This window comes from Citrobacter sp. RHBSTW-00887 (assembly GCF_013728095.1).
Classification (GTDB): domain Bacteria; phylum Pseudomonadota; class Gammaproteobacteria; order Enterobacterales; family Enterobacteriaceae; genus Citrobacter; species Citrobacter braakii.
Map to the genome: position 1 here is coordinate 3,734,658 of NZ_CP056267.1, position 13,910 is coordinate 3,748,567.

Below are 13,910 nucleotides of genomic sequence, written 5' to 3' on the forward strand. Positions count from 1 at the left end.
CATCCCCATATTTATCGCAATGCTTGCGCCTTTCCCCCATGGCGTGAATAATTTCCTTAGATGCCGGTAAATGTTCAGCGTCCGGCAAGACATGCAAAAGAGGAACAGTTTGAACATAGACACTCGTGAAATCACCCTTGAACCCGCAGACAATGCCCGCCTGTTGAGCCTTTGCGGCCCATTTGATGACAACATCAAGCAGCTGGAACGTCGCCTCGGCATCGAAATTAACCGCCGTGATAACCACTTTAAGCTGACCGGTCGCCCAATTTGCGTCACCGCGGCGGCAGATATTTTACGTAGCCTGTACGTCGATACTGCCCCAATGCGTGGTCAGACGCAGGACATTGAGCCTGAACAAATTCATCTGGCAATTAAAGAAGCGCGAGTGCTTGAGCAAAGCGCAGACAGCGTGCCGGAATTTGGCAAAGCGGTGAACATCAAAACCAAGCGCGGGGTAATTAAGCCGCGTACGCCGAACCAGGCACAATACATTGCGAATATCCTCGACCACGACATCACCTTTGGCGTTGGCCCTGCAGGTACGGGTAAAACGTATCTTGCGGTTGCCGCTGCGGTTGATGCGCTTGAGCGTCAGGAGATCCGTCGAATTCTGCTGACCCGCCCGGCAGTGGAAGCGGGCGAAAAACTCGGCTTCCTGCCGGGTGACCTCAGCCAGAAAGTCGATCCCTACTTACGACCGCTGTATGACGCACTGTTCGAAATGCTCGGGTTTGAGAAGGTCGAAAAGCTGATTGAGCGTAACGTCATTGAAGTTGCGCCGCTGGCCTACATGCGTGGTCGTACGTTAAACGATGCGTTCATCATTCTTGATGAGAGCCAGAACACCACCATCGAACAGATGAAAATGTTCCTGACCCGTATCGGCTTTAACTCTAAAGCGGTTATCACCGGCGATATCACCCAGATTGACCTGCCGCGAAGCACCAAATCCGGTCTGCGTCATGCCATTGAAGTACTGGCAGAAGTCGACGAAATTAGTTTTAATTTCTTCCATAGCGAAGACGTGGTTCGCCACCCGGTGGTCGCCCGTATCGTCACGGCGTATGAAGCCTGGGAAGAAGCAGAACAGAAACGCAAAGCCGAGCTGGCTGCAGAACGCAAGCGCGAAGCTCAGGAGCAGGAACAAAAATGAGTCAGGTTATTCTCGATTTACAGCTGGCATGTGAAGACGAATCCGGTTTACCAACAGAAAGTCAGTTTCAAGGTTGGCTGGATGCGGTGATCCCACAGTTTCAGGAAGAGTCTGAAGTTACCATTCGTCTGGTCGATGACGCGGAAAGCCACGAGCTGAACCTGACCTATCGCGGGAAAGATAAATCAACCAACGTACTCTCTTTCCCGTTTGAAGCCCCGCCGGGCATTGAAATGCCGCTGCTGGGCGATTTGATCATCTGCCGTCAGGTAGTCGAGAAAGAAGCGCAGGAACAAGGCAAACCGCTTGAGGCCCACTGGGCGCACATGGTGGTGCACGGTAGCCTGCATTTACTCGGTTACGACCATATCGAAGACGATGAAGCGGAAGAGATGGAATCCCTAGAAACAGAGATTATGCTTGCTCTGGGCTATGAGGATCCGTACATTGCCGAGAAAGAATAAGCATTTCGAAATCTTGTAAGCCTGATAAGGCGCAGCCGCCATCAGGTATTGCGCCTTATCCGGCTTACCTGGTTTGAAGTACGATGAAGAGACATGCCGTCAACAGCTGAATATACGCATGACGAGCTTTGTATTAACTAACATGAGAACCCATACGACGCCATGAGCGACGACAATTCACACAGTAGTGACACCTTAAACAGCAAAAAGGGATTTTTCTCCCTGTTACTGAGCCAACTTTTCCACGGTGAACCAAAAAACCGCGACGAACTGTTGGAGCTGATCCGTGATTCCGGGCAAAACGACCTTATCGATGAAGATACGCGCGATATGCTCGAAGGGGTGATGGATATTGCGGACCAACGCGTGCGCGACATCATGATCCCTCGCTCTCAGATGATTACCCTGAAACGCAACCAGACCCTGGACGAATGTCTCGATGTCATTATCGAGTCTGCCCACTCGCGTTTCCCGGTGATCAGCGAAGACAAAGATCACATTGAAGGGATTCTGATGGCCAAAGATCTGCTGCCGTTTATGCGCAGCGATGCCGAAGCCTTCAGCATGGAGAAAGTGTTACGCCAGGCGGTTGTCGTACCTGAAAGCAAGCGAGTTGACCGCATGCTGAAAGAGTTCCGCTCCCAGCGTTATCATATGGCTATCGTCATCGACGAATTCGGCGGTGTCTCAGGTCTGGTGACCATTGAGGACATCCTTGAACTGATCGTGGGTGAAATTGAAGATGAGTACGACGAAGAAGACGATATCGATTTCCGTCAGCTCAGTCGCCACACCTGGACCATTCGCGCTCTGGCGCCGATTGAAGACTTCAACGACGCTTTCGGTACCCATTTTAGCGACGAAGAAGTAGATACCATCGGCGGGCTGGTCATGCAGGCCTTTGGTCATCTGCCCGCGCGCGGGGAGACTATCGACATTGATGGTTACCAGTTCAAAGTGGCAATGGCCGACAGCCGTCGTATTATTCAGGTTCATGTCAGAATTCCGGACGACTCACCCCAGCCCAAACTGGACGAATAAACCCGAAACTGGATCTAAGACTACATGGCATTTGCCCCATTAATTGAACGCCAGCGCATTCGCCTGCTGCTGGCGTTATTATTCGGTGCCTGCGGGACGCTGGCTTTCTCTCCGTATGACATCTGGCCCGCTGCGATCGTTTCGCTGATGGGCCTGCAGGCTCTTACCTTCAATCGCCGTCCGCTCCAGTCTGCCGCAATCGGCTACTTCTGGGGATTGGGGCTGTTTGGCTCCGGCATCAACTGGGTTTACGTCAGCATCGCGCAGTTTGGCGGTATGCCAGGCCCCATTAATGTGTTCCTCGTGGTTCTGCTTGCCGCATACCTTTCCCTCTACACCGGCCTGTTTGCCGGCGTGTTGGCGCGTCTGTGGCCGAAAACCACCTGGATACGCGTGGCGATTGCCGCGCCAGTCGTCTGGCAAATAACCGAATTCCTGCGCGGCTGGGTACTGACCGGCTTCCCGTGGCTACAGTTCGGCTACAGTCAGATCGACGGTCCGTTAAAAGGGCTGGCTCCGGTGATGGGCGTTGAGGCGATTAACTTCCTGCTGATGGTGGTTAGTGGCCTGCTGGCGCTGGCGCTGGTGACGCGTAACTGGAAGCCGCTGATTGCCGCGCTAGTGCTCTTTGCTCTGCCCTTTCCGCTGCGCTATATCCAGTGGTACACGCTTGAGCCGGAAAAAACCACTCAGGTTTCGATGGTGCAAGGTGACATTCCGCAGTCGCTCAAATGGGATGAAGGTCAGTTACTCAACACCCTGAAGATTTATCTCGACGCCACCCAGCCTGAGATGGGCGAATCACAGCTAATCATCTGGCCAGAATCCGCTATTCCGGACCTGGAAATTAATCAGCAGCGTTTTCTGGGCATGATGGATGACCTGCTGAGATCGAAAAACAGCACGCTGATTACCGGTATCGTTGACGCACGTCTGAACAAGCAGAATCGTTACGACACCTACAACACCATCATCACGCTGGGTAAAGACAGCCCGTACAGTTACGACTCCAGCAACCGCTACAACAAAAACCATCTGGTACCGTTTGGCGAGTTCGTCCCGCTGGAATCGATCCTGCGCCCGTTAGCGCCGTTCTTTGACTTGCCAATGTCGTCTTTCAGCCGTGGGCCTTATGTGCAGCCACAGCTGCATGCGCACGGCTTTAAGCTGACGGCTGCCATCTGCTATGAAATCATTCTTGGCGAACAGGTACGGGATAATTTCCGCCCGGATACGGACTACCTGCTGACGATTTCCAACGATGCCTGGTTTGGTAAATCCATCGGCCCGTGGCAGCACTTCCAGATGGCACGTATGCGTTCCCTCGAGCTGGCGCGCCCTCTGCTGCGTAGCACCAACAACGGTATTACGGCGGTGATTGGTCCACAGGGTGAGATTCAGGCGATGATCCCGCAGTTTACCCGCCAGGTCCTGACCACCAGCGTGACGCCAACGACGGGCTTAACTCCTTATGCCCGTACCGGTAACTGGCCGCTCTGGCTGCTTACCGCGCTGTTTGGCTTTGGTGCGGTGGTAATGAGCCTGCGCCAACGTCGTAAGTAACCTTCCTTTCCCGGCCGGATAACGTTTCGCTTATCCGGCCCACAAAACATTTCCCGCTCCCCATTCTGGCACGTCTATTGCTTTGTTCAACAAGACAAATGCAGTTTTGGCTGAATGTGCAACCTGGTCGCACCAACGTTGAGCGCCGGTAGCACCTGAAAAGTGCAACAAGATATTTTTGCCCCCAAATGGTGCGGCGCACCTCGCAAAAATAAACAATAAAACAGCAAATTCTTTACATTCATCCAAACTAAATGTTAACAAACATATACAAGACTGCACGTTTTAGTAGCAAACAATAACAACATCACAATGGGTATCAATGCGTCCCTGGCGCAGACGATAAAGGAGTTGGATATGCAATTACGTAAGCTCGCCACTGCCATGCTGGTCATGGGAATGTCCGCCGGTCTGGCGCACGCAGAAGACGCAGCACCAGCGGCAGGCAGCACGCTGGACAAGATCGCCAAAAACGGCGTGATTGTGGTCGGCCACCGTGAATCATCGGTACCGTTTTCTTACTACGATAATCAACAAAAAGTGGTCGGTTATTCACAGGATTACTCCAACGCGATCGTTGAAGCCGTGAAGAAAAAGCTGAACAAGCCTGACCTGCAGGTGAAACTGATCCCGATTACTTCACAAAACCGTATCCCGCTGCTGCAAAACGGCACCTTCGACTTTGAATGTGGCTCCACCACCAACAACGTCGAGCGCCAAAAACAAGCGGCTTTCTCTGACACCATTTTCGTTGTCGGTACTCGTCTGCTGGCGAAAAAAGGCGGTGACGTCAAAGATTTCGCCGATCTGAAAGGTAAAGCCGTAGTCGTGACTTCGGGTACCACCTCAGAGGTGCTGCTGCACAAGCTGAATGAAGAACAAAAAATGGATATGCGCATCATCAGCGCGAAAGACCACGGTGACTCTTTCCGTACTCTGGAAAGCGGCCGCGCCGTTGCCTTTATGATGGATGACGCCCTGCTGGCTGGCGAGCGCGCGAAGGCGAAGAAACCAGAGAACTGGGAGATCGTCGGCAAGCCGCAGTCTCAGGAAGCTTACGGCTGCATGCTGCGTAAAGATGACCCTCAGTTCAAAAAGCTGATGGATGACACTATCGCCAAGGCGCAGACCTCAGGCGAAGCTGAGAAATGGTTTGATAAGTGGTTTAAAAATCCAATTCCACCGAAGAACCTGAACATGAATTTCGAACTGTCAGACGAGATGAAAGCCCTGTTCAAAGAACCGAATGATAAAGCGCTTAACTAATTAATTAGAAGAGTACACAAAACCTTTCAAGTTATATCGAGGCGGCAACTGAGCGAATTCCCGGGCGCTTACATGAGTATGTGACCGGGATGAATAAAGGCAGCCAACAACGAGATATCTTGAAGGATGAAGTGTAATCAGGGAGGCTTCCCCTCCCTCTCGATTGCTACTCAGCACGGACAGACTATAAGCCTGATGGTCGTTCCCCATCAGGCCTGAAAACCGCAAAACGCTGAATAACAATCTTCGGGGGTAGCGCTGCTACCCTTTTTTTTCTGGAGTAGATTTATGTCTATAGACTGGAACTGGGGTATTTTTTTACAACAAGCCCCGTTCGGCAACACCACCTATCTCGGCTGGCTCTGGAGTGGTTTCCAGGTCACTGTCGCGTTATCTATCACCGCCTGGGTTATCGCTTTCCTCATCGGCTCTTTATTCGGCATCTTACGTACCGTACCAAATCGTTTCCTTTCCGGGATCGGCACGCTGTACGTCGAGCTGTTTCGTAACGTTCCGCTCATCGTCCAGTTTTTTACCTGGTATCTGGTCATTCCTGAACTGCTGCCGGAACACATTGGGATGTGGTTTAAGTCAGAACTGGATCCCAACATTCAGTTCTTCCTCTCATCCATGCTTTGTCTGGGGCTGTTTACCGCTGCGCGAGTCTGCGAACAGGTTCGTGCTGCTATTCAGTCTCTGCCTCGCGGACAGAAAAATGCCGCGCTGGCGATGGGACTGACGTTGCCGCAGGCCTACCGCTATGTTCTGCTGCCAAACGCTTACCGCGTGATTGTTCCGCCAATGACCTCGGAGATGATGAACCTGGTAAAGAACTCCGCGATCGCCTCCACTATCGGCCTGGTCGATATGGCTGCGCAAGCAGGTAAACTACTGGATTACTCCGCCCACGCATGGGAATCGTTTACGGCCATCACTCTGGCCTACGTACTGATTAACGCCGTCATCATGCTGGTGATGAATCTCGTCGAACGCAAAATCCGCCTGCCTGGCAATTTGGGAGGCAAATAATGTACGAATTTGACTGGAGTTCTATCGTCCCTTCCCTGCCGTATCTGCTGGATGGGCTGATCATCACGCTGAAAATCACCGTCACGGCAGTCGTCATTGGTATCGTCTGGGGGACCATCCTTGCAGTAATGCGTCTGTCCAGCTTCGCGCCGATTGCCTGGTTTGCGAAGGGCTACGTCAACGTATTCCGCTCCATTCCGCTGGTGATGGTGCTGCTGTGGTTCTACCTGATTGTGCCCGGCTTCCTGCAAAACGTGCTGGGTCTGTCGCCAAAAACCGATATTCGCCTGATCTCAGCGATGGTCGCATTTTCGATGTTTGAAGCCGCGTACTATTCCGAGATTATCCGCGCCGGTATCCAGAGTATTTCTCGCGGGCAGTCCAGTGCCGCGCTGGCGCTGGGGATGACCCATTGGCAGTCGATGAAGCTCATCATTCTGCCGCAGGCATTTCGCGCGATGGTGCCGCTGCTGCTTACCCAGGGCATCGTACTCTTCCAGGATACCTCGCTGGTCTATGTATTGAGTCTGGCAGACTTCTTCCGTACCGCCTCCACCATTGGCGAGCGTGACGGCACGCAGGTTGAAATGATCCTGTTTGCTGGCGCCGTTTATTTTGTATTCAGTCTGAGCGCATCGTTGTTGGTCAGCTATTTGAAGAAAAGGACAGTTTAATGATTACCCTGAAAAATGTTTCTAAATGGTATGGTCACTTTCAGGTGCTGACCGACTGCTCCACGGAAGTGAAAAAAGGTGAAGTGGTGGTGGTCTGCGGCCCGTCAGGTTCAGGTAAATCAACACTTATCAAAACGGTGAACGGGCTGGAGCCGGTACAACAGGGCGTCATCACCGTTGATGGTACCGTGGTGAATGATAAAAAGACCGATCTGGCCAAACTGCGCTCCCGCGTTGGCATGGTGTTCCAGCACTTTGAACTGTTCCCGCATCTGTCGATTATTGAGAACCTGACTCTGGCGCAGGTAAAAGTGCTTAAACGCGATAAAAAGCCGGCCCGCGACAAAGCGCAAAAGTTACTGGAACGCGTTGGTCTGTCAGCGCATGCCGAGAAGTTTCCAGCTCAGCTCTCCGGGGGCCAGCAACAGCGTGTCGCCATCGCCCGGGCGCTGTGCATGGATCCTATCGCTATGCTGTTTGACGAACCGACGTCAGCACTCGACCCAGAAATGATCAACGAAGTACTGGACGTCATGGTTGAACTGGCCAATGAAGGGATGACCATGATGGTAGTTACCCACGAAATGGGCTTTGCGCGTAAAGTGGCGAACCGGGTGATCTTCATGGATGAAGGGAAGATTGTTGAAGACTCACCGAAAGAAGAGTTCTTCGCTAATCCAAAATCTGACCGTGCCAAAGACTTCCTCGCGAAAATCCTGCACTAATCTTGCTGGCGCGCACCTCCATGTGCGCGCCACCTCACGATTTATCTCTTCACTTCTCGAAACAGGCACAGCCCAGCGTTAACCTTGTCACAAAGTCCCACTTACAAGGAGCAACAATGGCACTTCCTATCCTGTTTGATTGCGATCCAGGTCATGACGACGCTATCGCAATTGTTCTCGCCCTCGCTTCATCTGAACTGGATGTGAAAGCGATAACCTCCTCTGCTGGTAACCAGACCCCCGACAAAACGCTGCGGAACGTATTGCGTATGTTAACGTTGCTCAACCGTACGGATATCCCAGTGGCCGGTGGCGCAGTCAAACCGCTGATGCGCGACCTGATAATTGCCGATAACGTCCACGGTGAGAGCGGGCTTGATGGCCCGGCGCTGCCTGAACCCGCTTTTGCTCCACAGGACTGCACCGCCGTGGAATTGATGGCGAAAACCCTGCGTAACAGTCAGGAACCGGTGACGATTGTCTCCACCGGGCCGCATACTAACGTGGCATTGCTACTGAATAGCCATCCTGAACTGCACACCAAAATTGCCCGTATCGTGATCATGGGTGGTGCAATGGGCCTCGGAAACTGGACGCCCGCCGCCGAGTTCAACATCTTCGTGGATCCAGAAGCCGCTGAGATCGTGTTCCAGTCGGGCATTCCGGTGGTGATGGCTGGACTGGATGTCACGCATAAAGCGCAAATACATCGTGAAGATACCGAACGGTTCCGCGTTATCGGCAATCCCATTTCGACAATCGTTGCTGAACTACTCGACTTCTTCTTTGAATATCACAAAGATGAAAAATGGGGATTCATTGGCGCGCCGCTGCACGATCCATGCACCATTGCCTGGCTGCTGAAACCTGAACTGTTTACCACCGTTGAACGCTGGGTTGGTGTGGAAACTCAGGGCAAATACACCCAGGGAATGACCGTGGTTGACTACTACTTCCTGAGCGGCAATAAGCCAAACGCCACCGTAATGGTGGACGTGGATCGCGAAGGTTTTGTCGATCTGCTAGCGGAGCGTTTGAAATTTTACGCCTGAAATTTATCATTGAGTAAGATCGCTATGTTGAATCATAGCGATTTTACTGTTAGCTAATAGCGAACGTGAATACTGCGTTACTTCATTAATTTGTCAGGTAATACTGAATAAATCCCCCAGCAGATTAATGTATCATGCAACATCCGGCATAACAAACCAGAGGAACATTGAATGAATTCTTCAGATTATCTCAGGGTAAGGTTTCAGAATGACTGGCAGTTATCCATATATATTGAGAATGGATTCACAAATACGATACAGGCCGCAAAAGGTATCGCATCTGATATTTATTCAGGAATAGAAATAGCTAGCTGGTATTCGAGCTGTTTAATCCCAAGATATAATGATGTATGTCAGGAATTGAAATCTGAAGAGATAAGGACTGTTTATTCCATCATGTCTATATTCAGATACCGTGATGTTATTACATATATGCTGTATTTATATTTTCTGACCGTGAGCAAAGATGTTAAAGAAGGTAACAAAGAAGGATCTGCCCAAAAGATGGTTCGCAACGCAGCAAACCTTGCTGCTCGTATAACAGTGGCAAGTGGTACGCGATTTGCTGTAGCCTCAGCTATGGCGGAAGCTATTGCACAGTCAGAGTTTCTGTCAAAAGCCGTTGCGCAAAAACTGGCTGGTAAAATGCCAGTTGGCATTTATCTTCTGCAGGTCTATGGGTTTCAGCAAAAAGCAGCTATAGCAGCCCGGGCACTGAAAGCAATAGATCCAAGTTATTATTGGATTCTTTACCAAGCAAAGCTGGAGATGCTCTATTACTTCGTTGAGCCAGCTCTTTCAGAAATAATACAGAAAGTTCATGCTGGTATCTATTCTAACCTCGATCAGCTTGCCGACGAAATCATGGAAAGATTCGATGTTTAAGAGTCTAATATCAGTTGTACTCTATAATCTTGTACTCCCAGCAATCTTGATTTTTTTTGCCGTACTCTGGTTATATTTATTTCCTGAATACTGGTGGGAGCTAATGCTAATCAGTATTATTGTTATTTTTTGGTTTTATCCGTTCATTACAGAAAAATTCGAAAAATTCAAATAGCCCAATATTATATATTTATTAAGCCAATACATAAAAGGAATTTATAATGTCTAATCCAGCTTACCTTTGGTTAGTTGATACTAATGGTTCCCCGCTTGTAGGTTCGTCTCTGGTCTCTGATCGAGTAGGCGCTATAGAAATAAAATCCCTTACCCATAATGTAAATATTCCAACAGATGGTAATACAGGGCGGCTAACAGGTACGCGCATTCATGCTCCAATCCAATTTCAGAAAGAATTTGATCGTGTAACTCCCCTGCTATATAAGGCTCAAAGCGAAGGTGCGACACTTAAATGCGCAACGATAAAAATGTACACGCTCACCGAAGCTGGAATGGAAAAGGAGTATTTTCATATCATTCTAAACAATGTGAAAATCACATCCATTACCGCAGATCTTTATCCTGGAGCTTCAACCGGGACACATCTTGAAACCATTCTGCTACACTATGAAAGCATCACATGGAAGCATTGCGATGGAAATATCATCTATACGGATGCGTGGAATCAACGCGTTGTGGCGTAACACATTCGCAATCCCTCACAGAGCCGCGTTAGCGGCTCTCAGGTGAAAATCACGGCTCAAACGGTCGACGCTGGAACTGATCGTGTCCGCATTTCGGGCATAGCGGTAGCACGTCAGGAGTGTACACCGCTAAATGGAAGTGGCACTTCTCGCAGACCAGATTGCCCAACCCGACCACCTCGCCGCTGTGATAAACCCCGTGATGGCTGAGGTCCTGGAACACTTCGCGCCATTCGAGCTGCGTTTTATCGGTAATATCGGCCAGTTCCTGCCAGATACTCTCTTTGATAACCCGCATAAAGACGCTGTCGGTCTCCTCATCGAGGCTTTCTTCATAGCTCAGAGCAAACTCTTCCAGGTCGCGTCTGACGGCCCGGGTGAGCTCTTCCACCTCGGTGCGCGTTAACTCCCCGGTCTGCATAACGCGCTGACGCGCCTGTTCCACCAACGCATCAATATCGCGTTCGCCATTACGCAGGCGTTCACTCAGTGAAGCCACCAGTTCACGGTAATATTGAGCAACCTTGTTCATCGCTTCGCCTCCTGGGTCGTTAACTGTCTATAATAATAGACGTTATTTACGCTACGCTTTGCAAGACTGTCCACAGAGTGTGTAAATTCGTGCAAGAATTATCCTTACGGGAATTCAACGTTGAATGCGCGAAAGGCTGTTTTGGCGCGGGCGTTTGGGCTATGCTATGCGGATCTAAAACACCACATCTAGAGCTACGTTTGTAGCTGTATTGAAAACAGGACCACTGGCTGCCATGCAAGAGCAATACCGCCCGGAAGAGATAGAATCCAAAGTACAGCTTCACTGGGATGAGAAGCGCACATTTGAAGTTACCGAAGACGAGAGCAAAGAGAAGTATTACTGCCTGTCTATGCTTCCCTATCCTTCTGGTCGACTACACATGGGCCACGTCCGTAACTACACCATCGGCGACGTGATTGCCCGCTATCAGCGCATGCTGGGCAAAAACGTATTACAGCCAATCGGCTGGGATGCGTTCGGTCTGCCGGCGGAAGGTGCAGCGGTCAAAAACAATACCGCCCCCGCGCCTTGGACGTACGACAACATCGCTTACATGAAAAACCAGCTCAAAATGCTGGGTTTCGGTTACGACTGGAGCCGTGAGCTGGCAACCTGCACCCCGGAATACTACCGCTGGGAACAGAAGTTCTTCACCGAGCTGTACAAAAAAGGGCTGGTGTACAAGAAAACGTCAGCCGTTAACTGGTGCCCGAACGACCAGACCGTACTGGCGAACGAACAGGTTATCGACGGCTGCTGCTGGCGTTGCGACACCAAAGTTGAGCGTAAAGAGATCCCGCAGTGGTTCATCAAAATCACCGCTTACGCTGACGAACTGTTGCGCGATCTGGATAATCTGGATCACTGGCCTGACACCGTGAAAACGATGCAGCGCAACTGGATTGGCCGTTCTGAAGGCGTGGAAATCACCTTCGATGTGAACGATTACGACAACACGCTGACCGTCTACACCACACGCCCGGACACCTTTATGGGTGCGACCTACCTGGCGGTTGCTGCAGGTCATCCGCTGGCGCAGAAAGCCGCTGAAAATAACCCAGAACTGGCTGCCTTCATTGACGAATGCCGCAACACCAAGGTTGCTGAAGCCGAAATGGCGACCATGGAGAAGAAAGGCGTCGACACTGGTTTCAAAGCCGTTCACCCGCTGACTGGCGAAGAGATCCCGGTTTGGGCGGCAAACTTCGTGCTGATGGAATACGGTACAGGCGCAGTTATGGCCGTTCCGGGTCACGATCAGCGCGATTACGAATTTGCGACCAAATATGGCCTGACCATCAAGCCGGTAATTCTGACCGCTGAAGGCGCAGAGCCGGATCTGTCTGAACAAGCGCTGACCGAAAAAGGCGTGCTGTTTAACTCCGGTGAGTTTGACGGCCTCGACTTCGAAGCGGCCTTCAACGCTATTGCTGACAAGCTGGTAGCTAAAGGCGTGGGTGAGCGTAAAGTTAACTATCGTCTGCGTGACTGGGGTGTTTCCCGTCAGCGTTACTGGGGCGCGCCGATTCCGATGGTGACGCTGGAAGACGGTACCGTCCTGCCAACGCCAGAAGACCAACTGCCGGTTATTTTGCCGGAAGACGTAGTCATGGACGGCATTACCAGCCCAATCAAAGCCGATCCGGAGTGGGCGAAAACCACCGTTAACGGTATGCCTGCGCTGCGTGAAACTGACACCTTCGATACCTTTATGGAGTCGTCCTGGTACTACGCGCGCTACACCTGCCCGCAGTATCAGGAAGGTATGCTGGATTCCGACGCGGCGAACTACTGGCTGCCGGTTGATATCTACATTGGCGGTATTGAACACGCCATCATGCACCTGCTCTACTTCCGCTTCTTCCACAAACTGATGCGCGACGCAGGCATGGTCAACTCTGATGAACCAGCTAAACAGCTGCTGTGTCAGGGGATGGTTCTGGCCGATGCGTTCTACTACGTTGGCGCCAACGGCGAACGTAACTGGGTTTCTCCGGTTGATGCCATCGTTGAGCGTGACGAAAAAGGTCGCATCGTTAAGGCTAAGGACGCAGAAGGCCATGAACTGGTGTATACCGGCATGAGCAAGATGTCCAAGTCGAAAAATAACGGTATCGACCCGCAGGTCATGGTTGAACGCTACGGCGCCGACACCGTACGTCTGTTCATGATGTTCGCTTCTCCGGCTGATATGACGCTGGAATGGCAGGAGTCCGGCGTTGAAGGGGCGAACCGCTTCCTGAAACGTGTCTGGAAACTGGTTTACGAACATACGTCCCAGGGAGATGTTGCTGCCCTGAACGTTGATGTGTTGAGCGAAGATCAAAAAGCGCTGCGTCGCGACGTGCATAAAACCATTGCTAAAGTCACCGATGATATCGGTCGTCGTCAGACCTTTAACACCGCGATTGCGGCGATTATGGAGCTGATGAACAAGCTGGCGAAAGCACCGCAGGCAGACGAGCAGGACAGAGCCCTGATGCAGGAAGCATTGCTGGCTGTTGTACGCATGCTTAACCCGTTCACCCCACACGTTTGCTTCACCCTGTGGCAGGCGCTGAAAGGCGAAGGCGATATCGACAACGCGCCGTGGCCGGTGGCGGACGAAGCAGCAATGGTTGAAGACTCAACGCTGGTTGTGGTTCAGGTAAACGGCAAAGTACGTGGCAAAATCACCGTTCCGGTAAACGCCACTGAAGAGCAGGTTCGTGAACGTGCTGGCCAGGAGCATCTGGTGGCAAAATATCTTGATGGCGTTACCGTACGTAAAGTGATTTATGTACCGGGTAAACTCCTCAATCTGGTCGTTGGCTAAGCGC

General features: G+C 51.3%; 13 protein-coding genes. 12 read left to right on the top strand and 1 reads right to left on the bottom strand.

Going from position 1 to position 13,910, the window contains the following annotated elements; genetic code table 11:
- Positions 1–109 precede the first annotated feature (109 nt).
- The 11 genes from HV314_RS17935 to HV314_RS17985 all read left to right on the top strand — a co-directional run bounded on the left by HV314_RS17935 (position 110) and on the right by HV314_RS17985 (position 10,556).
- A complete protein-coding gene (locus HV314_RS17935) occupies positions 110–1,156 on the top strand; it encodes a PhoH family protein (protein WP_019076268.1) in 1,047 nt (348 codons plus the stop codon).
- On the top strand, positions 1,153–1,620 hold the full coding sequence (gene ybeY / locus HV314_RS17940) for an rRNA maturation RNase YbeY (RefSeq protein ID WP_003835559.1): 468 nt from the start codon (positions 1,153–1,155) through the stop codon (positions 1,618–1,620). The genes HV314_RS17935 and ybeY overlap by 4 nt, the downstream gene beginning before the upstream one ends.
- Positions 1,621–1,782: 162 nt before the next feature.
- On the top strand, positions 1,783–2,661 hold the full coding sequence (gene corC, locus HV314_RS17945) for a CNNM family magnesium/cobalt transport protein CorC (protein WP_005121418.1): 879 nt from the start codon (positions 1,783–1,785) through the stop codon (positions 2,659–2,661).
- Between the two features lie 24 nt (positions 2,662–2,685).
- Complete coding sequence (gene lnt / locus HV314_RS17950) at positions 2,686–4,224, top strand: apolipoprotein N-acyltransferase (protein ID WP_181546347.1); 1,539 nt, start codon at positions 2,686–2,688, stop codon at positions 4,222–4,224.
- A 357-nt stretch (positions 4,225–4,581) separates the two neighbouring features.
- The gene (gene gltI / locus HV314_RS17955; RefSeq protein WP_181546349.1) at positions 4,582–5,490 is read left to right on the top strand and encodes a glutamate/aspartate ABC transporter substrate-binding protein GltI; all 909 of its coding nucleotides are present in this window, start codon (positions 4,582–4,584) and stop codon (positions 5,488–5,490) included.
- Between the two features lie 288 nt (positions 5,491–5,778).
- On the top strand, positions 5,779–6,519 hold the full coding sequence (gene gltJ, locus HV314_RS17960) for a glutamate/aspartate ABC transporter permease GltJ (protein WP_181546351.1): 741 nt from the start codon (positions 5,779–5,781) through the stop codon (positions 6,517–6,519).
- On the top strand, positions 6,519–7,193 hold the full coding sequence (gene gltK, locus HV314_RS17965; protein WP_003022757.1) for a glutamate/aspartate ABC transporter permease GltK: 675 nt from the start codon (positions 6,519–6,521) through the stop codon (positions 7,191–7,193). Before gltJ ends, gltK begins: the two co-directional genes overlap by 1 nt.
- Complete coding sequence (gene gltL, locus HV314_RS17970) at positions 7,193–7,918, top strand: glutamate/aspartate ABC transporter ATP-binding protein GltL (RefSeq protein WP_003022754.1); 726 nt, start codon at positions 7,193–7,195, stop codon at positions 7,916–7,918. The genes gltK and gltL overlap by 1 nt, the downstream gene beginning before the upstream one ends.
- Before the next feature lie 116 nt (positions 7,919–8,034).
- Positions 8,035–8,970: a pyrimidine-specific ribonucleoside hydrolase RihA gene (gene rihA, locus HV314_RS17975; RefSeq protein ID WP_181546353.1), complete on the top strand. Its 936-nt coding sequence runs from the start codon at positions 8,035–8,037 to the stop codon at positions 8,968–8,970.
- Positions 8,971–9,141: 171 nt separating this feature from the next.
- Positions 9,142–9,855 (top strand): hypothetical protein, encoded by a 714-nt coding sequence (locus HV314_RS17980; protein ID WP_181546355.1) that lies wholly within the window; start codon positions 9,142–9,144, stop codon positions 9,853–9,855.
- 221 nt (positions 9,856–10,076) lie between these two features.
- Positions 10,077–10,556, top strand: coding sequence for an Hcp family type VI secretion system effector (locus HV314_RS17985; protein WP_181546357.1), 480 nt, complete (start codon positions 10,077–10,079; stop codon positions 10,554–10,556).
- Between the two features lie 49 nt (positions 10,557–10,605).
- Here HV314_RS17985 and HV314_RS17990 read toward each other — a convergent pair whose 3' ends face one another.
- On the bottom strand, positions 10,606–11,088 hold the full coding sequence (locus HV314_RS17990) for a zinc ribbon-containing protein (RefSeq protein ID WP_003022748.1): 483 nt from the start codon (positions 11,086–11,088) through the stop codon (positions 10,606–10,608).
- A gap of 235 nt (positions 11,089–11,323) precedes the next feature.
- Between HV314_RS17990 and leuS the strand changes: the two genes are divergently transcribed.
- Entirely contained in the window at positions 11,324–13,906 is a 2,583-nt protein-coding gene (leuS, locus tag HV314_RS17995; protein WP_049040670.1) for a leucine--tRNA ligase, read from the top strand.
- Positions 13,907–13,910 lie beyond the last annotated feature (4 nt).